19 protein-coding genes are annotated in these 25,870 nt (G+C 46.4%); 10 read left to right on the plus strand and 9 right to left on the minus strand.

The features are described 5' to 3' along the window. The 3 genes from QUB68_RS08680 to QUB68_RS08690 all read right to left on the minus strand — a co-directional run. Window positions 1–2,504: two-partner secretion domain-containing protein (locus tag QUB68_RS08680; protein ID WP_332991337.1), on the minus strand; the 2,504-nt coding region annotated here is incomplete at its 3' end. 808 nt (window positions 2,505–3,312) lie between these two features. Continuing rightward, window positions 3,313–5,082 (minus strand): DUF3352 domain-containing protein, encoded by a 1,770-nt coding sequence (locus QUB68_RS08685; protein ID WP_332991339.1) that lies wholly within the window; start codon window positions 5,080–5,082, stop codon window positions 3,313–3,315. 338 nt (window positions 5,083–5,420) lie between these two features. Continuing rightward, window positions 5,421–6,512 carry a hypothetical protein gene (locus tag QUB68_RS08690; protein WP_332991340.1) on the minus strand — a complete coding sequence of 364 codons (1,092 nt, stop codon included), beginning with the start codon at window positions 6,510–6,512 and terminating at the stop codon, window positions 5,421–5,423. Between the two features lie 239 nt (window positions 6,513–6,751). On the opposite strand from QUB68_RS08690, the gene QUB68_RS08695 reads away from it, so the two are divergent. Beyond that, on the plus strand, window positions 6,752–7,990 hold the full coding sequence (locus QUB68_RS08695; protein WP_332991342.1) for an LL-diaminopimelate aminotransferase: 1,239 nt from the start codon (window positions 6,752–6,754) through the stop codon (window positions 7,988–7,990). A 380-nt stretch (window positions 7,991–8,370) separates the two neighbouring features. Here the strand turns inward: QUB68_RS08695 and QUB68_RS08700 are convergent, their stop codons facing one another. Next, window positions 8,371–9,750 (minus strand): sensor histidine kinase, encoded by a 1,380-nt coding sequence (locus QUB68_RS08700; RefSeq protein ID WP_332991344.1) that lies wholly within the window; start codon window positions 9,748–9,750, stop codon window positions 8,371–8,373. Window positions 9,751–9,840: 90 nt separating this feature from the next. Between QUB68_RS08700 and ispE the strand changes: the two genes are divergently transcribed. The 6 genes from ispE to QUB68_RS08730 all read left to right on the plus strand — a co-directional run bounded on the left by ispE (window position 9,841) and on the right by QUB68_RS08730 (window position 14,272). Then, a complete protein-coding gene (ispE, locus tag QUB68_RS08705) occupies window positions 9,841–10,818 on the plus strand; it encodes a 4-(cytidine 5'-diphospho)-2-C-methyl-D-erythritol kinase (RefSeq protein WP_332991346.1) in 978 nt (325 codons plus the stop codon). A gap of 150 nt (window positions 10,819–10,968) precedes the next feature. Further along, entirely contained in the window at window positions 10,969–11,322 is a 354-nt protein-coding gene (locus QUB68_RS08710; protein ID WP_332991348.1) for a DUF3082 domain-containing protein, read from the plus strand. 61 nt (window positions 11,323–11,383) lie between these two features. Next, on the plus strand, window positions 11,384–12,010 hold the full coding sequence (locus QUB68_RS08715; RefSeq protein ID WP_332991350.1) for a DUF488 domain-containing protein: 627 nt from the start codon (window positions 11,384–11,386) through the stop codon (window positions 12,008–12,010). After that, window positions 11,988–12,440, plus strand: a complete 453-nt coding sequence (locus QUB68_RS08720; RefSeq protein ID WP_332991352.1) for a DUF488 domain-containing protein — start codon at window positions 11,988–11,990, stop codon at window positions 12,438–12,440. Before QUB68_RS08715 ends, QUB68_RS08720 begins: the two co-directional genes overlap by 23 nt. Before the next feature lie 252 nt (window positions 12,441–12,692). Further along, a complete protein-coding gene (locus QUB68_RS08725) occupies window positions 12,693–13,364 on the plus strand; it encodes a dual OB domain-containing protein (protein WP_332991354.1) in 672 nt (223 codons plus the stop codon). 197 nt (window positions 13,365–13,561) lie between these two features. Next, entirely contained in the window at window positions 13,562–14,272 is a 711-nt protein-coding gene (locus QUB68_RS08730; protein WP_332991356.1) for a hypothetical protein, read from the plus strand. Between the two features lie 104 nt (window positions 14,273–14,376). Here the strand turns inward: QUB68_RS08730 and QUB68_RS08735 are convergent, their stop codons facing one another. Both QUB68_RS08735 and QUB68_RS08740 read right to left on the minus strand, forming a co-directional pair. Next, complete coding sequence (locus QUB68_RS08735; RefSeq protein WP_332991358.1) at window positions 14,377–15,048, minus strand: Uma2 family endonuclease; 672 nt, start codon at window positions 15,046–15,048, stop codon at window positions 14,377–14,379. 170 nt (window positions 15,049–15,218) lie between these two features. Further along, window positions 15,219–15,785, minus strand: a complete 567-nt coding sequence (locus tag QUB68_RS08740; RefSeq protein WP_332991360.1) for a type II toxin-antitoxin system Phd/YefM family antitoxin — start codon at window positions 15,783–15,785, stop codon at window positions 15,219–15,221. 88 nt (window positions 15,786–15,873) lie between these two features. On the opposite strand from QUB68_RS08740, the gene metH reads away from it, so the two are divergent. After that, window positions 15,874–19,425, plus strand: coding sequence for a methionine synthase (metH, locus tag QUB68_RS08745; protein ID WP_332991362.1), 3,552 nt, complete (start codon window positions 15,874–15,876; stop codon window positions 19,423–19,425). A gap of 90 nt (window positions 19,426–19,515) precedes the next feature. On the opposite strand, the gene QUB68_RS08750 is transcribed toward metH, so the two are convergent. The 3 genes from QUB68_RS08750 to QUB68_RS08760 form a co-directional block, all read right to left on the minus strand. Further along, complete coding sequence (locus tag QUB68_RS08750) at window positions 19,516–20,862, minus strand: tetratricopeptide repeat protein (protein WP_332991363.1); 1,347 nt, start codon at window positions 20,860–20,862, stop codon at window positions 19,516–19,518. Between the two features lie 378 nt (window positions 20,863–21,240). Next, window positions 21,241–21,864: a hypothetical protein gene (locus QUB68_RS08755; protein ID WP_332991364.1), complete on the minus strand. Its 624-nt coding sequence runs from the start codon at window positions 21,862–21,864 to the stop codon at window positions 21,241–21,243. A gap of 285 nt (window positions 21,865–22,149) precedes the next feature. Then, the gene (locus QUB68_RS08760; RefSeq protein ID WP_172184303.1) at window positions 22,150–22,476 is read right to left on the minus strand and encodes a YbjQ family protein; all 327 of its coding nucleotides are present in this window, start codon (window positions 22,474–22,476) and stop codon (window positions 22,150–22,152) included. 151 nt (window positions 22,477–22,627) lie between these two features. On the opposite strand from QUB68_RS08760, the gene QUB68_RS08765 reads away from it, so the two are divergent. Together QUB68_RS08765 and crtO are read left to right on the plus strand one after the other, a co-directional pair. Further along, the gene (locus QUB68_RS08765; RefSeq protein ID WP_332991365.1) at window positions 22,628–23,728 is read left to right on the plus strand and encodes a tetratricopeptide repeat protein; all 1,101 of its coding nucleotides are present in this window, start codon (window positions 22,628–22,630) and stop codon (window positions 23,726–23,728) included. A 325-nt stretch (window positions 23,729–24,053) separates the two neighbouring features. Further along, window positions 24,054–25,745, plus strand: coding sequence for a beta-carotene ketolase CrtO (crtO, locus tag QUB68_RS08770; RefSeq protein ID WP_332991368.1), 1,692 nt, complete (start codon window positions 24,054–24,056; stop codon window positions 25,743–25,745). Window positions 25,746–25,870: the final 125 nt, after the last annotated feature.

The following is a 25,870-nucleotide window of genomic DNA, read 5'->3' on the forward strand; positions in this document are numbered from 1 at the left end:
GTCGGTGCTGCTGGCAAATTTGATACTGGCGCGGGATTTTGCACGATTGTCGGTGCTGCTGGCAAATTTGATACTGGCGCGGGATTTTGCACGATTGTCGGTGCTGCTGGCAAATTTGATACTGGTGCGGTGGGTTCAGTAATTGTCGGTGCGATCGGCAAATTTGATACTGGCGCTGGATTTTGGACGATTGTCGGTGCTGCTGGCAAATTTGATACTGGCGCGGTGGGTTCAGTAGTTGTCGGTGCTGCTGGCAAATTTGACACCGGCGCTGGATTTTGGACGATTGTCGGTGCTGCTGGCAAATTTGATACTGGCGCGGTGGGTTCAGTAATTGTCGGTGCTGCTGGCAAATTTGACACCGGCGCTGGCGTCGGCGTTAGCGTTTGTGCGGGTGCAGGTGCAGGTGTGGGTGCAGGTGTTGGCGCAGGTGCAGGTGTGGGTGCAGGTGTGGGTGCAGGTGTGGGTGCGGGTGTTGGCGCGGGAATTCGTGCAGGCGCAGGCGCGGGTGTTGGTGCAGGTGCAGGTGTTGGCGCAGGCGCGGGTGTTGGCGCGGGAATTCGTGCAGGTGCAGGTGTTGGCGCAGGCGCGGGTGTTGGTGCAGGTGCAGGTGTTGGCGCAGGCGCGGGTGTTGGCGCGGGTGTTGGCGCGGGTGCAGGTGCGGGTGCGGGTGTTGGTGCAGGTGTTGGTGCGGGTGCAGGTGCGGGTGTTGGTGCGGGTGTTGGCGCGGGTGCAGGTGCGGGTGTTGGCGCGGGTGTTGGTGCAGGCGCGGGTGTTGGTGCGGGTGTTGGTGCAGGTGCGGGTGTTGGCGCGGGTGTTGGTGCGGGTGTTGGTGTCGGCGAGCCTGAAGAAGCCGTAATCCTAATTTGCGTCGGCTGTACTATCTGAGGGCCGGGGCTGGAATAAACTCCGGATGCGATCGTATTTTCCTTCTTCGGGCCCCCAGTCGAAATGCTGCCAGCAGTACCGTTGAGTCTGTTATAGTCGCGCCCGACGCTGAAAAGACTATTCGAGGCTTGTTGGCCCCCGTGGCTGATGGTGATATCTCCACCGTTAGCGCTAATAGTCGCGGCGGCGGAAATGCTGCAAGGTTGCGCCAAGCAGTTGCTATTGTTTGTGAAAGTGCCTGTGGCTCGGAAATAACGGCCGGCTGTAATGTTAATATTTCCTCCGGCTGTTCCGCCTTCGGTGTTGATACGGGTTACTTGGATGTCGTTGCTGGCTTTGAGGGTGACTTCGCCACCTTTTTTTTCTGCGGAGTTGGCTTCTATGAAGCCTGTTTGAATGCTGCTTGAGGGTGCTTCAATACTAACGTTTCCGGCGTTGCCGGTTTTGTCGCTGGAGCCTGTGTTGATATTGCCTGTTTCTACTTTTCCTGTAATGCTGCGGAGGGTGATGTTGCCGCCTGCTGCGGTGGTGGAACTGGAGTCGAGAGCGAGTGTGCTAATATTGCCCCTGGCTTCTAGGACGATCGCGCCTTGGGCACTCGTCAGGTTTCCGCTGGCTGCAATGCTGTTGGCTGCTTGAATTTCGATCGCCCGAGCGCTTGCACCTTTGACTGCAACGTCCCCCGCAGCTACTACTCGGTTGTTAGACGCCGTGAGTACCAATTGACCGCTGGCATTGACGCTGATGCCTGTAGCGTTCGTTTGACCGATGCCTGTCAGCAGTTCGGGCAAGGATGCGATCGCTGTTCCAGGGCTGCTTGTCGCTGACGACGGCTTGATTTCTAAACTCAGCAAACTGTTTCCCTGGATGATTCGCACTAAATTTGTCCCCGTGACTGATGCGACGGTAATTTGACCGCCGGGGGCCGAAAGGTTGCCGGTGCTGACAACGGTGCCGCCGAGCAAGGTTAAGTTCTGCCCTGACTTGACTGCTAAGTCGGCGGTGCTGATAATTGCTCCGGCTCGATCGGCCCCAAAAGCAAAGGAATTGGGCACGCCTGTCAGAGATGTGTAGGTGTTTGTACCGACTGCGTTAAACGAGTTAGAACCGAATCCAATACCCGTGGCGGTGGTTGCTGTGAAAGAAGCCGGCACGTTCAAGCTGGCACTGTTGCCAAATATGATGCCGGATGGATTCATCAAAAACAAGTTAGAATTGCCGCCGGTTACTTGAATTGAGCCGTTAATAATCGAGGGGCTGCCGCCGCCGATGCGCGCTAAAATGTTGCGAATGTTGGGGTTTGAGATAAAGTTGGCAATCTGATTCTGCGACAACCCGAATTGTGTAAAACTGTGGAAAAGATTTTGTCGATCGCTCGATAATTGTCCGCCTTGAATGTCTAAGCGAGTTTGCGGTGCAGGAGTTCCGGTTTGGAGTGCGGGAGTGACTGTAGTGCCCGTTCCGTCCACCGCTGGCACAATAGTTTGACCTTCGGCTTTTGCTTGCAAAAAGTAAAGATTTATTAAGACTATTTGCAGAGAAAGTGCCAGTTGGCTGATTCTTTCTTTAGACAGGAATTTCGCCTGAGTTTGCATATTTCTTTTGGCGTTTTTCATAGCTTTTTAAGTAAAATATATAAATCACAGGAATCTGTTACAGACACCCGCTTTCTACAAAAAATTTCGGTTAAAGACCCTATATGTATGAAGCAACCTAGTTGCTGACGGCAAGTGCGTTGAGGACTCAAGGAGCAAAGATGGCCGCAGCATATGCAATTAACCGAGCGGATCTTTTACCCTATCTCAATATAACTTGCAATGCCTAGAAGCTGTATCTTCCGCATGACATATTTTAAAAAAAAAGGCAGTCCCAGCCGGACTCCGACGCCGAGAAACCTGGTTGTTTAATTATTATTAAGAGTTACAACGAATTATGTGGCTTAAAAAAGCCGGTTTCTGCGTCCAACACTGACCCGGAAAAATCTCGGTAAAAAATATTGAGTTTTTTATAAAAAAAATCATCCTCTACAATTGTCTGCCATTAAAATTATGACAAGAATCAGTAATTCAGTTGACAGTTGACAGTTGACAGTTGACAGCACTTGACAATCATAAGGAAGAGGATTGGAGTAATGAATAGTTTTCTTTTAATTTCTCGCCTTTAGGGCTTGGGGCTTTAAACCAATTATTTCTGGTAATTCAAAATTATAAAGTGTTCTAAAACCCGGTTTATTTAACAAACCGGGTTTTTCGATTTTTTCTGTGACGTGAGAGTACAGTAAAACTACTTAAATTCGGCTCAATTTCCCTTTGACAGTCAAATCCGCTATTGTCGGTTTCGAGCCGCTGCTTTTCGATTTTAATCGATCGCGCGGCGTTGCTGTTTAAAAGGTGGTCGTGACAGATTTGTGGAATGATTTAAGAGTTAATTTGGAGAAGTTTGGACGGTGGGCGAGGGACTGGGTGAAGCAGGGCTTGGTGAAGCAGGGCTTGGTGAAGCAGGGCTTGGTGAGAGATTGGGAGAAGGAGTGGATTGGTCGGATTTTTTGAGACCGACAAAAGCGTCGTAGCGGGTGGTACGATCGCCAATGACGGCCGCTGTAACGCCGATCGACCGCGTGGCGTCAATCCAGATTTTTTGGTTGGGAGGAAACTCCGGTAAAGCTAGGTTTTTCGGGTTAAACGCAGTCTCGGTGTCGATGAAGAAATTGCCGTTGTGAGGCTTGAGTTGCGATCGTACAGTTTTTTGGAACAATTCGCTGCTTAAAAGCGGACTTTTCGGCGCCGGAACAATCGCGTCAACCACGGGAGCTCCGACTGTAATAAACGCCACATCGTTCATCCAGCCGCGAGTTACCGCAATCCCTCCAAACGGCGATGTCCATTTAGTTGCAGGTTGGCCGCCGACTTGAATTTCTTCAACTCTAAACCCTTTCGTTTTCATCGTTTCATCGAGCTGTTTCAGCGATTTGTTGGCGGCGCCGCGGTTGTTTGTTTCCACCATAAATACAAATCCAGCAGCAAATTTATCTTTGGGATTCTGCGCCGGAGCTGGTATTAATGATACAGAAAATTCTCCCGCCATCCAGTTGATGAAGTCTTTATCTAAATCCAATCCAATAGTGGATTTTAAACCGGTGCGCAAAACTTGAGGATTAATCGGGGACAGCGGGTTGGCATCGGCTCCCAATACGTAGTCTTGCCACAAACGCTGCAAGTTGCCGCCGGATACCATCATGATTGTATTGCTGGGAAGGCGGTTCACCATTTTTAGAGCGTTGTTTTCTACTGCTATACGAATGGTAGAGTCTGGTTTTAGCCAAGAGATTGATTTGAATTCAATTCCTTCTGCATCCAGCGTCGCTGTGGTGGCAAATCCTTGATTTTGTTGCAGTTTTTCGAGGTTTTCCGGCGAAATTTCTCGGGATGAGTTGGCGGCTGTATAGGCGGCTGCAACGGGCATATTGACGTAGATTTGACCGAAGGCTGCGGAATTTTTTATTTGTTGGATGGCGTCTGCATAGCCGGGGGTTTTGGCGAGGGATGGTTCGCCTTTGTAGGTGTCGATGATTCTGTCTGTGGCGCTGGGATCTGTGGTGACTGCTAGATAGTTGGTGCCGAGTACCGCGACTGAGAAATTGCGATCGGCTATACCTTGAGTTTCTGTAACTTGTACTCCTTTGTAATTGCGCTCAACCATTTTTCCTTGGTTGAGGGGTCTGGGTTTTGCTAATAATTCTTTGGCTTTGATCGGGTTGGCAATTGGCAGGATAATTGCGACTGACTGTTGAATTGGCGCAGGCGGGGGGGCGTTGGGTGCGGGCGGGGGGACTGGTATTGCTGTTTTGTTGCGCAGAAAAGCCACCATTGCCGTGTTACCCACCCAAGGCTGAATGTCTTGCTGGTATGCGTAACCGTTGTTTGTCAGGAGGCGATCGCGCATTTCGCTTAAAAACCTTTCAAACGCAGCTTTTGACTCCGGCGTACCAAATTCTCGCAGTCTATTCCACTGCGATTCATCGGTGCTGATGGATATGGCCATCATCGTATCTTGGGGGACAACGGTTGCTCCCGGTGGCAAATCTTTGGCCTGGCCGCGGGAAATGACGATCGAGTACGCGAGAAAGCCTAAACCGATCAGAAGTGTGGCGGCTCCGATCGTAAACAGCAGGGAAGATTTATCTTTCTTAAACATTATTCGTAAGGTTCTGGTGCTCGCAACATCATAAATTATATTGGGGATTGGGCGAAGCGAAGCGGAGGGATGGAGCATCGGGCATGGGGCCGAAGAGCATGGGGCCGAAGAGCATTGGTAATTTGTTATTTTTTATTTGTTATTAGAAAAACTACTAACAAGTAACCACTAACCACTAATCACTATAGTCCTAGATACGGAAACCGTTTTTTTACTAAATAGTGCATTTTCGCCTTTAATACTGGTGAAAAACCCGGTTTATTTCGTATTTACGCGAATTCCTACACTAACTATTCCCAATGCCCAATGCCCAATGCCCAATGCCCAATGCCCTAATGTTAGTTTCTAGCCTTAAAGTCTTTAAAGATAGTTTGAAATGAGTACATCAGCCGATGGACATCGTTTGTGGCTCTCGGAAAAATGTTGAGTTCCCATTTTTTTCGAGCGATAGTTAGCAGTTTTGCTACTGGTTGGGAGTAACTGTTGGAAATGAAATAGCTGCCGCCTTCGTAGCGAATATCTGACGCTAATCCAATAAAAGCACCGGCCATTTCTAGTTGCAGTTCCGAGGTGCAGTGCTGAGACTTTACTGCTAAAATCACTTGCGAGTGTCTGGGTTCGCGGTTGAGCAATCGGCAGATATTCGCTTCTTTTTGGTACAGAATTAAAACGTTACAGTTGTGCAGCACTCCGGCTCTACCTTGGACTTTTACTCCCAGGTGAACTTCTAGCGCTGGTTTGTCGGGAAATTCCACCACAGCATGAGTGTATGGATGTGCAGTTCCGTGGATTTTTCCCGCTGTTTTTCTAAATGTTAAATACTTCGGTGTTTCGTCGTCTAAAACATTGTTGTAATAAATACTCCCGCCTTCATTAGCCACTGCTTTTAGCAGAATGGTGAATAGGTAAGCATCAAAAATGTTTGCTTGTTCTGCCGCTCCGTTAAAATCGGGATCGATCGAGCTTTTTAATTTGCTCTTAATTTCGGCATTGATGGCGTAGTTGCTGGGGGCGGAGGGCAGTTTTTCGAGCAGTTGCTTGAGGGCGATCGCCTGTTTGTGGCGCGGGGCTGTCACGCTGGAGGTAAACTCGATGGTTTGGGCTGCTTCTGCACCGGAATTCGCAAATGTAATTTTTGTGCCGAGGGGAGAGGTTTCTGATTCTACTTTCAAGAAATAAGCAATTTCGTCTTCCATTTCGGAAGTGTTCACTGTCGCTTGCTCGACAGCATCAATTAACAGCAAAAGCTGTTCTTTTGCGGTATAATCTTCTATCTTCAGCAGGGGTGTTTTTCTTTTGAGCGATCGCTCTTCAATTACTTTACCTATCTCTACAGTATCCGCTACTTGTTCAACGACCCAATCCAATTTAAACTCATTCAGAATTGCCGCCAGTTCTTGATAGAGTTTGGCATATTCGATCTCGTCCATAATAGTTTCTGCGCTGCACACTATTCTGATTATACAAGCTGGTTGATTTTTTTGTCAATTTTCTACCAATTTTATATTTTAAAATTACTCTAACGGATGAATCCAGGGATTTTTCAGTGAACAGTCAACCGTCAACAGTCAACAGTCAACCGTCAACCGTCAACCGTCAACAGTCAACCGTCAACCGTTAACATCCAATTAGCAGTAAGCTATTCTACGACATTGAGAGCGATCGCACTATGGCAACTATCAACGACAACTACCTCAAACTCAAAGCCGGCTACCTGTTTCCCGAGATTGGGCGCAGGGTGAAAGCCTTTGCGGATGCGAATCCCGGTGCACCCATCATCCGGCTGGGGATTGGCGACGTGACGGAACCGCTACCTGCTGCTTGTCGCGAGGCGATGGTGGCTGCGGTGGCAGAAATGGGCTCGCGGGATACCTTCAAAGGATACGGCCCGGAACAAGGTTATGAGTGGCTGCGCCAGAAAATTGCCCAGCACGATTTCCAGTCGCGCGGATGCGAGATTGATGCTGCGGAAATCTTTATTTCTGACGGTTCTAAGTGCGACTGCGGCAACATTCTGGATATCTTTGGCAACAATAACACGATCGCAGTTACAGATCCAGTCTACCCCGTGTACGTAGACACTAACGTGATGGCCGGACACACGGGAGATGCCAACGAAAAAGGCGAATACGAAGGCTTTGTTTATCTGCCAATTTCCGCAGACAACAATTTTACAGCCGAAATTCCTACAGACAAAAAAGTCGATTTAATTTACCTGTGTTTCCCCAACAATCCGACGGGCGCAACCGCAACCAAGGAACACTTGCAAGCTTGGGTAAACTATGCTAAGGCGAACGGTTCGATTATTTTCTTCGATGCAGCCTACGAAGCCTATATTTCCGATCCGAGTCTACCACATTCTATCTACGAAATTGAAGGAGCGCGCGATTGTGCGATCGAATTCCGTTCATTCTCAAAGAATGCAGGTTTTACAGGTACTCGCTGCGCCTTTACAGTAGTACCGAAGACTTTGACAGGAAAAGCTGCCGACGGTTCCGATGTAGAAATTTGGAAATTGTGGAACCGCCGCCAATCTACTAAGTTTAACGGTGTTTCTTACATCGTGCAGCGCGGTGCAGAGGCGGTTTATTCCTCAGAAGGTAAAGCAGAAATTCAGGCGTTAGTCAATTTTTATATGGAAAATGCGAAGATTATTCGCGAGAAATTGACAGCCGCAGGCATCCAGGTTTATGGTGGCGAAAATGCACCTTATGTGTGGGTGAAAACGCCTCACGGTTTGACGAGTTGGGAGTTCTTTGATAAGTTGCTGCAAACTGTAAATGTGGTGGGGACACCGGGTTCTGGTTTCGGTGCGGCGGGCGAGGGTTATTTCCGCATTTCGGCGTTTAACAGTCGCGAGAATGTGGAGGAAGCTATGAGACGGATTGGAGAGAAGTTTAAGGTGTAATATCAAATCCGGTAACATCGGAATTATGTAGTGCTTTAGAGAGCTCGCGGCCTCAATCCGCGAGTTCTTGAAGTGTTCGCACTCTCGACAATTCAAATATATAATTCCGATGCAACCGGAAACGATCTGATATCGTTTCCGGTAAGTTACGCGCAATCAAAACGGTTTGATTGCGATCGCGTTCTAGGGGAAAGGATATTACGTAGTAAAGTTTATTTTCGCCTACCTACTTATCTGTGTTCCGAGCGCTCGGAGCAGTTATTTTATCAGTCTTGGACGCATAACCTACATACTTATACGGACATTCCGGGTTGCTTGCTTTCCATACGTAGGTTATCTGTTGGCGAGGGATTTAACGAAGTATGTTCGTTAAAAAGAGCCTATTTCTGCGTAAGTCGTGTCACGCTAATCGGAATTTTTATAATAAACTCTGTACCTTGTCCCAGTGTTGAAATACATAACAATTCACCTTTGTGTCTTTCTGTGATAATTTGATAGCAGACCGACAAACCCAGTCCCGTACCTTTACCTACAGGTTTCGTTGTAAAAAAAGGATTAAATATCTGCTCGACTACCGCCTCGGTCATGCCTAATCCATTGTCAAAAATTCTGATTTCTACCCATTTTCCGTCTAAAACTCTGGTAGAAATTCTGAGGATTTTGGAATTGGTTTTGCGGGCGGGAAGCGGCGGGTCTTCGTTATCTTCCTCGAAAGCATCAATAGCGTTATTGAATATATTTATAAATACCTGATTGAGCTGTCCGGGATAGCACTCGACTTTCAGTAAATCGCCGTATTTTTTAATAATTTCAATGCCGGGATAATCGGGTTTAGGATTCATGCGGTTTTGCAACATCATCAGCGTGCTGTCAATACCTTCGTGGATGTCAGCTAATTTCATTTCTGCCTCATCAAGCCTAGCAAAATTCCGCAGCGACTTGACAATATCGCGGATTCTGTCAGCCCCTGTTTTCATGGAAGATAAGATTTTTGGCAAGTCTTCTATGATAAAATCTAAATCTACAGATTGGAGTTTTTCTTTAACTCTCGGTAGGGGATTGGGATACTGCTGTTCGTAGATATCGGCCAGTTCCAGCAGATTATTTGCATGGTCGCTAGCGGGAGCCAGATTGCCGTAAATGAAGTTGAGAGGATTGTTAATTTCGTGGGCGACACCAGCTACTAATTGCCCCAGAGATGACATTTTTTCGCGCTGCAATTCTAACAAAAAATTTTCGATCTGTAGAGTTTGTTGTTTTAACTGTTCGGTGCGTTCTTCTACTCTAATTTCTAGCTCGTCTTTAGCTTTTTTTAGTGCTGTTTCTGCTGATTGGCGCTCGACTATTTCCGCTTGTAGGAGGCTGTTTGCCAATTCTAACTGTGCGGGACTGGGAAGGGCTAGGGCTTGAGGGATTAAGTCTACTAAAAGTATGGCTGTAGCGAAGGAAATAATGGCGGTAATTGCTTTCATGGTTCCTGAAAGCCAATAGGTAGGATGCCACAGCGTCCAGACTTCAAATATGTGAGTGATCCCGCAGGCGACGATAAAGGCTCCAAACATGGCAAAGATCCAGTTGAAAGGCAAATCTTCACGTTTGGAAATAAAGTAAATCAGTGTAATGGGGATGGAAAAATACGCCAGTGCAATGATCGAATCTGAGGCTACGTGAAGCCAGACTAACTTGGTCTGCCACAGATAGCAGTGCCCGTGAGGAATAAATGACCCGGAACTAAAAAAAGTTTTCCACATTTCCTGCATAATATTGCCTTTGAGTTGTGAGAAAATGGACTCTGACTGGTATCAATTAATTTCAACCAGGGGTTTCTTTCACCCGCGGCTTAATCACCTATGCGTTCATATTCTCTGCTAGCTTCAGCAAAAATCAATCTGTATTTGGAAATTATAGGCGATCGCCCCGACGGATATCACGAACTGGCGATGGTTCTTCAAAGCATAGACTTAGCCGATCGAATTGACTTGCGCGCGATCGGTACGGACACGATCCGCGTGCGCTGCGATCACCCGCAAGTCCCGCCGGATAAGAATAACCTCGCTTACCGGGCGGCGGATTTGTTGGCGCAGCAATTCCCCGATGCTTTGGCGAAATACGGCGGAGTTGAGATTGCCATTCACAAGCAGATTCCGGTGGCTGCTGGGCTCGCCGGCGGTTCTGCAAATGCTGCCGCGGTTTTAGTCGGAATGAATTTGCTGTGGCAATTGGGGCTGACTCACTCGGAGTTGCAAGAGTTGGGAGGAACTTTGGGTTCGGATGTGCCTTTTTGCATTGCTGGAGGTACGGCTTTGGCAACTGGTCGCGGGGATAAACTGTCGCCGCTGCCTGATTTGGGAGGTTTTTCTGTGGTGCTGGCGAAGTTTCGCAATCTCAGTATTTCTACTGCATGGTCGTATCAAACTTATCGCCAGCAGTTCAGTAGTTCCTATTGTGCGTCGGAGGATTTGGACTGTCGCCGGGAACGGCTGCATTCGGGGCCGATGGTGGGGGCGATCGCCCAAAAAGATCGATCGAAAATTGGTAAATTATTGCACAACGATTTAGAAAAAGTTGCTTTACCCGTGTATCCGCAGGTGTTGCAATTGCGGGAAGCCTTTGATGCAGCGGGGGTTTTGGGCGCGATGATGTCGGGTTCCGGGCCGACGGTGTTTGCACTCTGTGAGTCTCAAGAGCAGGCTCAGCAGGCTATGGAACGGGTTAAAAGTGCGATCGCTTCTCCCGATTTGGATTTTTGGGTGGCAAAGTTTAGCAATACTGGAATTCGGATTTTTTCGGAGGAAAACGATCCGAAACCCGGTATTGCGAGGGTGTAACTGGCAGATTGTGCGATCGGTCGAGTTCAATCTAAGTTTGCGAAGAGTCTATTGAGCTCGCAGAACTGATAAAATGACATGAAACACGGATTTTATTCTTGGTCAATTAAGCCGAGATCTAAAATCTAACATCTCAAATCTCAAATTGCAATGACTGATTTAACTAATCCAAGTTCTACTTCTCAATCTCTAAGTTCGGCTGGGGATAAAACACCCGCATCTGCTTCGCCGCCGACGGTTTTGCGGTGCGTGACTGGTTCGCTAATGGCGGGCGGATTTGCCGCGGCTTTGTACGCCCTAACTTTGTCGGTAGCCCAAACTTTTGCTAACAAGCCGATTCATTCTGACAATACAACTGTGATTAATATTGCGGCGGCCGTGCGAACATTAGTCATGGGAATTGTGGCGTTGGGTGGAGGCGTTTTTGCTTTTGCATCTGTGGGTTTGATGCTGTTGGCTTTGCAACTTTTGATTCAAAAGTTGGTGAAAAAAACCACAGCTTGAAACCATAGGGCTGCACAAACTCTCACCTGCAAGGCAAAGACTGAACAGTAAGGTCAAAGCAATGGAATTATTTACGATCGGGCACTCCAATCTGAGCATTGAAGCGTTTGTTTTGCTGCTGCAAAAACACGGAATTACAGCGGTTGCGGACGTGCGATCGCATCCTTTCAGCCGCTATTTACCTCATTTCAATAAATCCGAAATTACAGATTCCTTGTCTGCTGCTGGGATTCAATACGTTTTTTTGGGGCAAGAGTTGGGTGCGAGGCCGGAAGATTTAAGCTGTTACGATACTGGCGGTAAAGCATTGTACGATCGCATAGCAGCCACTCCTGTATTTGCCGCAGGAATTCAGCGCTTGCTCAAAGGCGCAGAAAATTATAAAATCAGTTTAATGTGTGCGGAAAAAGACCCGATTACTTGTCATCGGACTATTTTAGTGTGCCACAAACTCAAAGAATTTAATTTGCAGATCAATCATATTCTGTCCGATGGAAATTTAGAATCGCACCAGGATTTAGAAGCAAGGCTTTTGAGCAAGTTTAACAAAGGCAAAAATAATAATGAGCCAATTCAGTTAAGCTTGTTTGAATTAGATCCTCAAGTTAAAGATCAAATAGTTGATTTAGAAACAGCTTATTATCGTCACGGATTAGCAATCGCTTATGTCACAAAAGAAAGCAATTAATTTATTTACCATTGGTTTTACTCAAAAAAGTGCTGAGCAGTTTTTTGATACTTTGATGAAAGCGGGAGTCCGCAGGGTGATAGATACGCGGCTGAATAATGTGTCGCAGTTGGCGGGTTTTGCTAAGCGGAAAGATTTAGAATATTTTTTGCGGACAATTGGCAATATTGAGTATGTTCATATTCTGGATTTAGCCCCGACTCAAGAGATTTTGGATAATTATAAAAAGAAAAAGGGAGATTGGGATGTTTATGAACAGCAGTTTTTGCAGTTGATTCGCGATCGACAAATTGAGCAAAAAATTTCGCAGGATCTTCTAGACTGCGGGTGTCTGCTTTGTAGCGAACCAAAACCTCACAACTGTCACCGCCGTTTAGTTGCTGAATATCTCAGCAATAAGTGGCAAAATGTCAAGATTAGTCATCTTTAAATTATACCAGTTTTCAAGATTGATGCAACAGTATTCGTAGGGTGTGTCGCCATAAACAATCCCTCAATTAAATCGACAATATGACTGCGACGCACCTTACCAAATACTTAAGTAAACAAACCAAACAATAGTTTTACAGCACAATTTTTGACAAATGGTATTAGATAGTAGGTGCGCAGTCCACACGCTACATTAGATAGCTGGTGTGCAGTGTATACCTTACAGAGGAATCAATCTAAAATCTAAAATCTCATGACTCGGATAATTTGCCTTGCTAATTCTTGGAAACACGGCGACAGGTGCATCGCTGGAATTAATGAAGTTAATGGTAACTGGGTACGTCCAATTTCCGACTTACCAGACGGCCAGATTCCCAAAGAAATACGGCAGATAAATAGACTTGAACCGGCGTTGTTAGATGTGATAGACATTCCTTTGGCAAAAACGGGGCCGGACTTTGGTTTCGAGTGCGAAAATCTGTCTATTTTGCCGGGAAAATGGCAGCACGTTGGGAAGGTTTCGTCAGCGTTTTTGCTGAAATATTTCCGTGATCAGGCATACATTTTACATAATGATTTGCGATTTGTGACGGTGAATTATATGCAGTCTTTGCCAACGGAAAACCGCATAACTTTACAATTAATAAAAGCAGTTAAGTTTACCGTAAAAATAGTCGGTCAAAGATTTGAAGGTGGGAATAAATGGGAAGGATCTATTGTTACGGCATACAATCAAAAATTGACGGCAACAATTACTGATCCCGTGTTTACTAGAAGGTTGGATTTGGGCTATCGCCCGGAAAAAGCTTGTTTGATAACAGTCAGTTTAAGTATGCCTTGGCGGCCTGATGATTGGGAAGGGGATGACCCTTGTTGGAAGTTGATTGCGGGTGTGATCGACTTGGAGGAAGATATTATTTATTAATGTTAGCTGGCGTTTTGATTGAAATGGCGATCGATCCTTTATTTTTGATTAATTTTAGCAGCAACTCTTGACATCGCATAGATTTGAAATTAGGGGACGCAGATCCGCGCGCACCATAGGTTTAGAGATTTTGTTCGAGTTTTAACGTTGTTCGTGCTATAATTCTGCGGGACTGTAGCAGAAAGGGGTGCTTTTTTATGAAAGCAGAATTTTATTATGACTGTCACAAATATATTTGCAGTTTAGTTCAAGTTGATTTTGTCAAAGAATTAAAAATTAAAAATTATCAAGGTTTTGTGTTGGCTGTTAAGCAAGGTGCAAAGATTGGGCTTTTGGGGAAAAGTCGCCATAATGCTAAGCAAGTTGATGTGTCTAAGCCGCATTTTTATAATGTGATTAAAGCAGCCATGAGCGCTTTGGAATTAGAAACTAGAAATGAGGTGATATTAGAGAGAAATCGCACGATTGCTGATGGCGAAGAAATGATTCAGCAGCAAAATCGAGAAATTCGCGTTTTGAATGAACAGCTAAGAATTCAAGCGACTCAGATTCAGCAGTTGTCCGGGGAAAATCAGCAGTTATCGGCGCAGTTGGCTGAAAAGGAAATTAGAGAAAATGCAATCGATAGATCCGTCGAGGAAGATTTAGCGGCGGTAATAGAGGATGGGATTGCAGAAGCTGAGATTGGTCAAGAAGTTGATGAATTGCTGATTGTATATTCTGGGTTGGGAGTGCAATTAATCGAAAGTCAGCAGGATTTAGAGGAGATTGAGGAAGCTAAAACAATCAGCGGTGATGTAGAAATTGTTGATTTAGAAGTTGTAGAAGCAGTTGAAGTTCCCGGCGAAAGTGAAATTAACCACCTGCGGAAAAGAGGTTCGCAGAGAAAGGTGAGAAAGAAATCCTGAAATCTTTTCAGGTTTTTTAACATTAAAAGGTTCGTAGTGAGGACTTCAGTCCTTTGATTTGATGCGGACTGAAGTCCTCACTACGAACCTTTTTTGTGCATTTTTTATAGGTCGATATTTGGCAAAATCTCTCTAATTCTTGTCCGAAATAGACGCACGGCGGCTCTTTGTCCGATCGCTTTACTTTGTTCAATAAATCCGGGTACTTCTGCGATCGGCAAAAATGGAAAAACTACACTTTCAGCAACAGTCTCGTATTTGCCATCTACAAGTTGATAAACTTCTAGAGTTTGGCGGCGATATCTCCAAATTTCTGGAACTCCCAAAGCGGCATAAATTGCGAATTTGTTTAGAGAAGAATTCGTGTAGTCGGACTCTACAGCCAAATCTGGTGGCGGATCGGTTTCCAAGTCAATATCTCTGCTTCTGACTAAAGCTTCATTCTGGATGTAAAAACAGCTATCTGGTTCGATCGCGCGACTTAAATCTTCTCGTTCTAAAAGTAAAGAACCAACACTCATTACCTCGATTTCTAGCTCATCTGCTATCCCTTCAACTAGGGTTTCTAGCATTCGTTTAGGGACTTCGTGTTCTTGGTATGGCATTCTGATTTCTAATACTCCATTGTCATAGGCAATTCTCCACGCGCGATCGTCTCCGACATCAGCCAGCAACGCCTGAAAAGTTTGCCAGCTAACGCCTTTCAAAACAACCTTTGACTCTCGGATAATTTGCTCTTGTACGGGAGGAGACGGAGTTATTGTTTGCGCGTTCATCTTGCGATTCCTCTGTATTGGTTTTGCGATCAAAGGTGAACAAACTTATGCCAGTTATAGACAGCCGTGTTAGGAAAAAAGTGTTTTTTACTATTTTGTCAGGTGCGTCGCTATGAGATTGTCGATCTGATGCGACGTATTTTATATGGCGACACACCCTACGAATAGTATTATGATAACATTTTTAGTCTGGCTTGCTCAGCAATCAGGTACTCCGGTACCCAAAATCGATCGACAGACATCAGAATAGCTACAGAGATGAAAATATCAACATTCTCTCCCATTTCCTCAGTGGGCAGTAAACCAAATAATTCGTCGAATTCCTTGACATCTGCTAAGATATTATCAAGGTCTTCTACAAGTTCGTCCGGGTAAATGCAGTGGATTGCTCCATCATCTTCATAATATGCTTCTTCGTCAGGAAAGAATTGTGAGGGTTTGAGATCTTCCATGAGATAATCTATCTTGTGAAATTCTGTTTCGGGAACGATCGCAGCTAGATCTTTCCCTGCTTGCTGCAAGACAAAACGATCGCCCTTTTGCATGACTCGTTTAATGATCGCGATCGCATTTGCGGAAAATTCCTCAACAGTTAAGCGGAAAAACCCCTCGCAGTCGATCGCCCGTTTTGCGCCCACAGCCTCGCCCACAGCAGAATTTTGACAATGATCCAGGGCGATCGGTAAAATCACAGGTGTGATCGAACTATTGTCAGCAGCATTAAATCCTTCAGTCATCAGCCGTTCCCCAAGATTCACATAACTGTTGAGAATATTGCACAATGGATAAAATTGTAAATATATAACCTACGTCTTTTTACCGCCGATGAATAGCAGATTTCTCGATCGACTCCACCACCCCTCGCGCCCCATCATCGTCTTCGACGGCGCAATGGGAACCAACCTGCAAGTCCAAAACCTCACCGCAGAAGACTTCGGCGGCAAAGAATACGAAGGCTGTAACGAATATCTCGTGCACACCAAACCGGAAGCCGTCGCCATCGTACACAGGGGATTCCTCGAAGCAGGCGCTGATGTCATCGAAACAGACACCTTCGGGGCGGCTTCCATCGTGCTCGCCGAGTACGATTTAGCAGACAAAGCCTATTATCTCAACAAAACAGCGGCAGAACTCGCCAAGGGAATCGCCGCCGAATTTGACACGCCAGAAAAGCCGAGATTTGTCGCAGGATCGATCGGGCCAGGCACCAAATTGCCAACATTAGGACACATTGATTTTGACACACTCACCGCCGCTTTTGCCGAACAAGCAGAAGGACTTTATGACGGCGGCGTTGACTTATTTCTTGTGGAAACTTGTCAAGATGTGCTGCAAATTAAATCAGCATTAAATGCCATTGAAGAAGTATTTAAGAAAAAAGGTGCGCGGATTCCATTAATGGTGTCAATCACAATGGAAGCCACCGGCACAATGTTAGTCGGTTCCGACATCAGCGCCGCTTTAGCTATTTTGCAGCCGTATCCCATAGATATTTTAGGATTAAACTGCGCCACCGGGCCCGATCGCATGGCCGAACACGTCAAATACCTGTCCGAACATTCGCCCTTCGTGGTTTCCTGCATTCCCAACGCTGGTTTACCCGAAAACATCGGCGGTCACGCGCACTACAAACTCACGCCAATCGAATTAAAAATGGCCTTGATGCGCTTCGTCGAAGACTTAGGCGTGCAAGTCATCGGCGGCTGCTGCGGAACCCGCTACGATCACATCCAACAGCTATCAGAAATCGGCGCAACTCTGACACCAAAAATTCGCGAAATTACTTGGGAACCATCCGCCGCTTCAATTTACAGCGCCCAACCCTACGAACAAGAGAATTCATTCCTAATTGTCGGCGAAAAACTCAACGCCAGCGGTTCCAAAAAATGCCGCGATTTGCTGAATGCCGAAGACTGGGATGGTTTAGTAGCAATGGCTAGGGAACAAGTGCGAGAAGGCGCGCACATTCTTGATGTCAACGTTGATTATGTCGGGCGCGACGGCGTGCGCGATATGAAAGAGTTAGTTTCCCGCGTTGTGACTAATGCAACTCTGCCTTTAATGTTGGATTCCACCGAGTGGGAAAAGATGGAAGCTGGCTTGAAAGTTGCGGGTGGCAAATGTTTGCTTAATTCCACTAACTATGAAGACGGAGAACCGCGTTTTTATCAAGTTTTGGATTTGGCGAAGAAATACGGCGCTGCTATAGTTATCGGGACGATTGATGAAGATGGGATGGCGCGTACTGCTGACCAAAAATTTGCGATCGCCCAACGCGCATATAACGCCGCCGTCGAAAGAGGAATTCCCGCCCAAGAAATCTTTTTTGACACCCTGGCTTTGCCAATTTCCACCGGGATTGAAGAAGACAGAAAAAACGGCAAAGCTACGATTGAATCGATCCGCCGCATTCGCCAAGAATTGCCCGGTTGTCACGTGATTTTAGGAGTTTCTAATATTTCCTTTGGCTTGAATCCGGCGGCGCGGCAAGTTCTCAATTCCATGTTTTTGCACGAAGCGATGCAGGCGGGGATGGACTCGGCAATTATCAGCGCCAACAAGATTTTGCCGATCGCCAAAATCGACCCCAAACACCAGGAAATCTGCCGTAAACTGATCTACGACGAACGGGAGTTCGACGGCGATATTTGCGTTTATGACCCCTTGGGCGACCTGACAACGGTGTTTGCTGGCAAAACTACCAAGCGCGATCGGACAGAAGACGCAAACCTCCCGGTCGAAGAACGCCTTAAGCAGCACATCATCGACGGCGAAAGAATTGGACTCGACATCCAACTCGCCAAAGCATTAGAAACCTATCCGCCGCTGCAAATTATCAATACCTTCTTGCTAGACGGGATGAAAGTAGTAGGGGAATTGTTCGGATCGGGACAAATGCAGCTACCATTTGTATTGCAGTCAGCAGAAACCATGAAAGCGGCCGTTGCTTATTTAGAACCGTACATGGAAAAGTCAGAATCCGGGGATAATGCCAAAGGCACATTCCTGATCGCGACTGTCAAAGGCGACGTTCACGACATCGGCAAAAACTTGGTTGATATTATCCTATCAAACAACGGCTACCGAGTGATTAACTTGGGAATTAAACAGCCGGTTGACAACATTATCGAAGCCTACGAAAAGCACAAAGCTGATTGTATTGCAATGAGTGGTTTGCTTGTAAAATCTACCGCATTTATGAAGGAAAATCTGGAAGTATTCAACCAGAAAGGAATCACCGTACCTGTGATTTTAGGCGGCGCGGCTTTGACTCCCAAGTTTGTGCATGAAGATTGCCAAAATACCTACAAAGGTAAAGTTGTTTACGGCAAAGATGCGTTTTCTGACTTGAACTTTATGGAGAAACTCATGCCAGCCAAATCTGCTGGTAACTGGGAAGATTTGCAAGGATTCTTGGATGAAGTCGGGACTGAGAATGTGGCTGTTAAAGCAGCTAAAACTTCGGCAGAGACTGCGGTTGAGGATGCTAAGAAGGCTGACATTCCGGTGATTATTGATACCAGGCGATCGGAAGCAGTTGACGCAGATATCGATCGCCCAAATCCTCCTTTCTGGGGTACAAAGCTATTGTCGCCCGAAGAAATTCCCTTTGAAGAGCTTTTCTGGCACTTGGATTTGCAAGCATTAGTTGCGGGACAGTGGCAATTCCGCAAGCCAAAAGACCAATCGCGGGAAGAATACGATGCTTTCTTAGCGGAGAAAGTTTATCCGATATTGGAAGAATGGAAACACAAAATCATCACTGAAAAGTTACTGCATCCGCAAGCAATTTACGGATATTTTCCCTGTCAAGCTGAAGGCAATTCATTGCATCTGTACGATCCGGAAATTATGAGTAACGGGCAAGATTTATCGACACCCGCAGCGACATTGACATTTCCCCGGCAAAAATCGGCGCGTCGGCTGTGCATTGCCGACTTTTTCGCGCCGAAAGAATCGGGTAAAATCGATGTATTTCCGATGCAAGTAGCGACGGTTGGAGAAGTTGCGACGGAGTACGCCCAAAAGCTATTTGCTAACAATCAATATACCGATTATCTCTACTTCCACGGGTTGGCGGTACAGACAGCGGAAGCGGTAGCAGAATGGACTCACGCGCGAATTCGGCGGGAATTGGGTTTTGGTAGCGAGGAACCGGACAATATTCGGGATATGCTGGCGCAGCGATATCGCGGTTCGCGCTACAGTTTCGGCTATCCGGCTTGTCCGAATATGGCGGATCAGTACAAGCAACTGGAATTGCTAAAGTGCGATCGTATAAACTTGCACATGGATGAAAGCGAACAACTTTATCCCGAACAATCAACCACCGCCATTATCACCTATCACCCAGCAGCTAAATACTTCACCGCTTAATTTGTAGGGTGCGCAGTGCGCACCTTTTTATGCTGACTTTGTTTGTATAGCCGCGATTTCTAATCGTCTGAAGCGGATTTGGTATGATATTTAAGGAGTGGGTTTTGTAGTAATTGGCGTGGAAGAGGGGGAGGCAACATTTGGAGCCTCTGGTTTTTGATCGCCTGCTACTACTGACGAAGTATCAACCGTGGATGCGATATCTCTCCGAGTTTCAACTAACCATTGATACTCGTTGAGGGTTTCTGGACGAGCTAATTTTTGGCAATTCTCCCACTCTTGCCGCCCTCTTTCTTTGTTCTTCTGAATTTCTTGTACCTTGGCTAGCAGGCAGTGCGCCATCCCGCCGCCTATTTGACCCTTACCCTGATTCATCTTTTTGTCGAGTGCAATAGCAGATTCTAGCTCCAAGGCAGCTTTGTCATATTGTTTTTGCTCTAATAGAACCCATCCCAGATTTCTGTGGAGTTGATAGTTTATTGGGTTATCCTCGCTAAGCTGCCTCAAACCCATGCGAAAAAATGCTTCTGCTGCCACTAATTTTTTTTGGTGGCGATAGACACGCCCCAGGTTATTAAAAGCTAAAAGCTCTCCAGATTCTAAGGACTCTTTGTACATTTTTTCTGCTAGATCCAAATTTCCCACGGATTCATAAACTTCGCCCAAGGCAATGCTGATTTTGTCATGGTCTGGATCGAGCTTGAGTGCCTGTAGGTACTTATCCTCTGCTTTTCTCAATAGACCATCCTTATAATAGTTGCGTCCCTGCTGATAGTAGGAGTCAGCGATTTTGGGCAAGTTCGCTTGAGTGGCGATCGCGCCTAGCAATAGTGTTGCCGAAAATCCCAACGTAACTTCGCTTTGTAAATGAGAGGGAATCCTCAGTTTCTTCATCACATTCTTAACCACTTTCTCCCCTCCCCCGCCCTGCAAACTGGACAAAGCCACTGCCATCAACCCGCTTGGGCCGATGATACCAAAAGATTCCAGCACGCTAAACCCACCCACAGCAAAGCGTGGCACAAGGCCTGTCATATAGGCGACAAACGCAGTTAAACAGACGACGCTTAAGCCATTCCAGAGGTTATCGAAGCGATCCAATGGGTGTGCTTGCTCGGCTGGTTGAAAAAACCACCACCAGGCTGACTCTGGAGGCTTCAAACTACTACGCCAGTCTTCTAATTTTCCCGCCTCGGCGATCGCGGCAGCTTGTTTTTTTAATCGCTCATCCAATAGAAGTAGACTAGCTATAGTTGTCCCCGAAGGCTGAGTTGGTGAGTTTAGGGCTACGCTGACGGCATCGCGAGCCAGGAGGACGTTCAGAGTTTTTTCCGATGAAAGTAGTGGTGCTTCTTCCTCAAACTCACTCAGCGCTGTTGCATAATGCACAATAGCCAAGCCTAATTCAGAAGAAGTGCTTTTATTTAAGTCAGTCATTATTAGTTTACTTGTTTGGAGTAGGATCTATAAAGTACAGTGTACTTCCAATCAGTTTACCAGATATGACCGTTACTACTGACCGCTTCTGAGCCAAAATTAGGACTCTTGATGAATTTCTAATGTAATATCACCAATGGCAAACACTTCTATCTAAGTAGCTTACTCCATCCTGCCCGGCCCTACCCAAGCTCAATTGGTGCGCATTGCACACCCTACAAGCGCATTGCGCTACAAGATAAAACTCGGCGGTTGAAACCGCTACTATACAAACGAAGTCCCTCTCTAAAAGACGGAAGAATACACGAATTAAACCAATAAAAAAGCACCTTAAAAAAGTGCTTCATGAACATGAAGTTTGATTGTCTGACCAAACTTTTACGAGTAATTCCGGGGAGCGCGCGCGCCGGCAGATGCTCCTGCCATCGAAGCAACCAAACCCAATAGGGAACCGAACAAAAATGACCAACCAGCTTTCGCAGCATTTTCAGCAATATTGCGAGCATCCTGAGCAGATACGTTAGGCGCTTGGTTCGGCAAATTCACATTACCCTGCTGCGCTTGATTAATCGCTGCTCCGGCATTCGCAGCTACTACGCCAAATGTACCGGCTACGCCATTTGCTAGCAGCCAAGAGCCAATTGTTAAGGTAGTTGCCCACAAAATTGCTCCGTTCAAAAGTGCCGTGCTGCGGTTCATCGGGCCGCAAGCGCGAGCAGTTACCCAGCCGCCAACGCCCAAGCTAATCAGCAAACTGATAATTGACCAAATTCCGACTCCAGTACCCACGCTGCCGGCTATACTGCGCGGAGCTCCTGAATTAGCGATGTTGCTTAAGCCGATCGCAGCGCCCAATGCACTTAAAACTAATTGCGTGGCGATCGCAATTACCAAACCTGAAAAAATCGGGCCCCACCGCACTAGATCGTGATATTCCATGACCGGCTTAACTAGAGTCTGCTCGGTAACAACGTTGTCTACTGGTCTATTTACGTATGACATAGCTTTTCCTTTCCTTTGATAGTTGGTTCTATTTTTAACAATCTTTCACCTAAGCATTGATTGTGGCTGAGATTGATATAAACCATATCTGCCTGGGGAAATAACCAGTATCTATGTCTGAAGAAAGAAACAAAAAAGTCATTAGCCCTGAGTCCACAGCTATTAGCTAATGACTGCTGACTAATGACTAATGACTAATGACTAATGACTAATGACTGATGACCGATAACCAATAACTATTTTATCCAGTTAAAAAACTTCGCCGATGTATATAGGAAAGTCAGCTTAACGCAATCTGACAGCAGTCCCAACGGCAGTAATCAACAGCAAAGCGCCAGAAGAGTCTACATTAATCGTGCCGGTATCAACTTCCACCCCGATTACAGCATTAGCACCCAGGCGCTGGGCTCGTTTTTCCAGTTCCGCGAGGGCATCTCGCTGTCCCTTGAGAAACACTTCCTCATAACTGCCAGTGCGCCCGCCGATGATGTCGCGAATGCCCGCGAAGAAATCTCGCAGGGCGTTAGTGCCGTAGACAACCTCAGCAGTTACAATTCCCAAGTAAGATTGAATTTCTGCTCCTTGAATGATATCAGTTGTTGTTACAATCATCAGTTGGCCTCAAGTGCGAAAATTTTGAGTTGGTCTTGTTCTGTAGATTTACTACATCTCGCTATTCAAAAATTCCAGGCAAACCCTAAGCTGTTACTGATCGCAACTTGACAGCAATCCGCTCTTTTATTCCACACACTCTTTGAAACAAATGGCCGTGTACAAACAAAGTCTCTTGGTATTCAGTACGCTGTTGGTAGCAGGATTCGCTGTCGCAGCCCCGCATCGGGCGCTCTCAGCAGAAACACCAGTTCAAGTCAACCCTCAAAATAATCCAAATTTAGATGCTCTGCTGCGACAAGGGCGGGAGTTGGTAAATTCAGGAGATTACAGTCAGGCGATCGCCATTTATCAGCAAGCAGCCCGTTTAGATACCGAAAATCCGCGCATTTTTTCCGGTATTGGCTATTTAGAAGCGCGTCAGGGCAACTATCAAGCCTCAGTAGAATTTTACCAACAGGCGATCGGGCTAGAACCCAAAAATGCTGACTTTCAATACGCCTTGGGATATGCTATGGCGAATCTGCAAAATTATCCCGCCGCCGCCGCCGCTTACCGTCGCGCCGCCCAGCTCGATCGCAAAAATGTCAACGCCCGCATCGGTCTGGGAGTCGTGCTGTTTCAGCAAAAAGATTACAGCGGTGCATTTAAAGCATACCAAGAGGCGATCGCCCTCGACCCAAAAAGTTGGCAAGCTTATTCTTCAATGGGTTTAGTATTGATCCAGCAGGGAAACTTTGCCAGTGCTGTCACCGTACTCGAACAAGCAGCCAAACTCGCTCCCAAACAAGCCAGCGTCCAGCTAAAATTAGGTACTGCTTTGCTCCGCAGTGGCAATACTTCCGAAGGGATAGCAGCTTTTGAAGAAGCTGCTAAATTGGAGCCAAGGAATCCCGAAGTGCAGTTAGAAATTGGCGAAGTTCTCAAGGCTCAAAACGACTTCGACGGAGCGCTGGTAGCTTATCAGCGGGCGATTGCGGTACGACCTAATTTAGTCGAAGCACACGCTGCGATCGGACAAATTCAACTAGAAAAAAAAGATTTTTTAGGAGCGATTATCACTTTTCGGCGAGTGATCCAACTCGATCCAGACCGGGCAGAAGCTTATTATAATATGGGTAAAGCATTCAAAGCGCGCGATCGCAAATCCGAAGCAATTCAAGCTTTTCAACAAGCCCTCGACACTTACCGCCAACAAGGAAACAATGATGGTGCACAAAAAGCTGAAGCAGCACTCAATGAACTGAAGTAATATTTCTCAATATACTAATGGGGAATTGGGAATGGGGAATTGGTAATGGGAAATTGGTAATCAATTACATCCGTTAAATTTCTAAAAAAATCCGTTACCTACCTGCTTTCTTGTGATATAATCCTGCGGCAAGTTGGCAGTAGCGATCGCTCGGTAAATTCAAGATAAAATAAGGGCGATCGCACATCAGTACCAGGTAAAAACTCCATCTTTTGTAAGATACTCAAACTAATCTCTGAACATGAATCTATTTCTATTGATAGAGACTGCCAAGTTGTTAACATTTGTAAAATAAGCAAAATATCCTATCCCCAGAGCTTCATCTATGCAAACGTATGACGTGATTATCATAGGAGCCGGTCACAACGGACTGGTCTGTGCGTCTTATCTCCTCAAAGCCGGATATACCGTGCTGTTGTTAGAAAAACGTTCGGTTCCCGGCGGCGCGGCGACTACCGAAGCTGCGATTCCCGAATTACCAGATTTTAAATTCAATTTGTGCGCGATCGACCACGAATTTATTCATTTAGGGCCGGTTGTAGAAGAATTAGAACTGGAAAAATACGGCTTAGAATATCTTTACTGCGATCCAGTCGTTTTTTGTCCCCATCCAGACGGCAAATATTTCTTAGCACACACTTCAGTCGAAAAAACTTGTGCAGAAATTGCCCGCTACAACGAGCGCGACGCTAAAAAATATGCCGAATATACAGACTTTTGGCAGCGCGCTTTAGGTGCAATGATTCCGATGTTTAACGCGCCACCAAAATCTATTATAGATATTGCTGGCAACTACGATATTGCCAAACTCAAAGACTTATTTTCAGTCATCGGTTCCCCAGACAAAACGCTGGACTTTATTCGCACCATGCTCACTAGCGCTGAGGACATTCTCAACGAGTGGTTTGATGAGGAATTTCTGAAAGCACCTTTGGCAAGACTGGCCGCAGAGTTGGGCGCGCCTCCTTCACAAAAAACCATTGCTGTAGGCGCAATTATGATGGCAATGCGCCACAATCCGGGCATGGCGAGGCCGCGCGGGGGAACGGGTGCATTGGTGCAAGCGCTGGTCAATTTAGTCAAAACTTATGCGGGTGTTATACTTACGGATCAGCACGTCGAGAAAATATTAGTTGATAGCGGCCGCGCTGTCGGTGTTCGAGTTGCAGGTGGCACCGAATATCGAGCTACTAAAGGCGTCATTTCTAATATTGATGCGAAGCGCTTGTTTCTGCACTTAGTGGATGACAGCGATGTCGATGCTGCCGATCCGAACTTGCGGGAAAGATTGGAGCGCAAAATTGTTAATAACAACGAGACTATTCTCAAAATTGACTTGGCTCTGAATGAAGTACCTAAGTTCGATCGCTGGAACCATCGCGATGAATATTTAATGGGTTCTGTTTTAATTGCAGACTCGGTGAAACACGTTGAAATTGCTCATACTCAGCCTGCGATCGGCAAAATCCCCGATTCCGATCCGTCGATGTATGTCGTGTTTCCCACGGTACGAGACCCATCAATGGCTCCTCCCGGACACCATACGGCTTGGATTGAATTTTTTGCTCCTTACCAAATCGAAAATGCTGAGGGAACCGGCCAGCATGGTACGGGTTGGACGGACGAATTGAAGAACAAAGTTGCCGATCGCTGCATTGATAAATTAGCAGAATACGCGCCGAATATCAAGAATTCAATTATCGGCCGCCGCGTGGAAAGTCCGGCCGAATTGGGAGAGCGTTTGGGGGCGCTGAAGGGGAATTATTACCACGTTGACATGACGCTGGATCAGATGATATTTTTCCGTCCTTTACCGGAGTTGGCGAATTACAAAACGCCGATCGACGGTTTGTTCCTCACCGGTGCGGGCACGCATCCCGGCGGCTCGATTTCGGGGATGCCCGGACGCAATACGGCTCGCGTGTTCATGCACTCGCAGCAGCCGATCGCGCAAACATTAGCAGATGCGGCTAACTCTCTGAAATCAACGGCTAAATCGGTGTTTCGGGGTAATTAGAAGCTAAGAGGGCGGGCATTCCCCGCCCTTATCAATCTACTGCTTCTGGTACGGTTAGTTGCAAAATAGGGTAATTTTATTTATAATTAAAAGTTAAGTTTTAGATAAAAACAAAATCCGTAAGC

The sequence above is a fragment of the Microcoleus sp. A006_D1 genome, assembly GCF_036702805.1.
Taxonomy (GTDB): Bacteria; Cyanobacteriota; Cyanobacteriia; order Cyanobacteriales; family Microcoleaceae; genus Microcoleus.

Excerpts from the sequence above, each read along its gene's own strand:
- QUB68_RS08740 (WP_332991360.1), bottom strand. The coding sequence starts at position 15,785 with ATGACTGAAGGATTTAATGCTGCTGACAATAGTTCGATCACACCTGTG.
- QUB68_RS08685 (WP_332991339.1), bottom strand. The coding sequence starts at position 5,082 with ATGTTTAAGAAAGATAAATCTTCCCTGCTGTTTACGATCGGAGCCGCC.
- QUB68_RS08765 (WP_332991365.1), top strand. The coding sequence starts at position 22,628 with ATGGCCGTGTACAAACAAAGTCTCTTGGTATTCAGTACGCTGTTGGTA.
- QUB68_RS08695 (WP_332991342.1), top strand. The coding sequence starts at position 6,752 with ATGGCAACTATCAACGACAACTACCTCAAACTCAAAGCCGGCTACCTG.
- QUB68_RS08750 (WP_332991363.1), bottom strand. The coding sequence starts at position 20,862 with ATGACTGACTTAAATAAAAGCACTTCTTCTGAATTAGGCTTGGCTATT.
- QUB68_RS08715 (WP_332991350.1), top strand. The coding sequence starts at position 11,384 with ATGGAATTATTTACGATCGGGCACTCCAATCTGAGCATTGAAGCGTTT.
- metH (WP_332991362.1), top strand. The coding sequence starts at position 15,874 with ATGAATAGCAGATTTCTCGATCGACTCCACCACCCCTCGCGCCCCATC.
- QUB68_RS08735 (WP_332991358.1), bottom strand. The coding sequence starts at position 15,048 with ATGAACGCGCAAACAATAACTCCGTCTCCTCCCGTACAAGAGCAAATT.
- QUB68_RS08720 (WP_332991352.1), top strand. The coding sequence starts at position 11,988 with ATGTCACAAAAGAAAGCAATTAATTTATTTACCATTGGTTTTACTCAA.
- crtO (WP_332991368.1), top strand. The coding sequence starts at position 24,054 with ATGCAAACGTATGACGTGATTATCATAGGAGCCGGTCACAACGGACTG.
- QUB68_RS08730 (WP_332991356.1), top strand. The coding sequence starts at position 13,562 with ATGAAAGCAGAATTTTATTATGACTGTCACAAATATATTTGCAGTTTA.
- QUB68_RS08725 (WP_332991354.1), top strand. The coding sequence starts at position 12,693 with ATGACTCGGATAATTTGCCTTGCTAATTCTTGGAAACACGGCGACAGG.
- QUB68_RS08690 (WP_332991340.1), bottom strand. The coding sequence starts at position 6,512 with ATGGACGAGATCGAATATGCCAAACTCTATCAAGAACTGGCGGCAATT.
- QUB68_RS08700 (WP_332991344.1), bottom strand. The coding sequence starts at position 9,750 with ATGCAGGAAATGTGGAAAACTTTTTTTAGTTCCGGGTCATTTATTCCT.
- QUB68_RS08755 (WP_332991364.1), bottom strand. The coding sequence starts at position 21,864 with ATGTCATACGTAAATAGACCAGTAGACAACGTTGTTACCGAGCAGACT.
- QUB68_RS08760 (WP_172184303.1), bottom strand. The coding sequence starts at position 22,476 with ATGATTGTAACAACAACTGATATCATTCAAGGAGCAGAAATTCAATCT.
- ispE (WP_332991346.1), top strand. The coding sequence starts at position 9,841 with ATGCGTTCATATTCTCTGCTAGCTTCAGCAAAAATCAATCTGTATTTG.
- QUB68_RS08710 (WP_332991348.1), top strand. The coding sequence starts at position 10,969 with ATGACTGATTTAACTAATCCAAGTTCTACTTCTCAATCTCTAAGTTCG.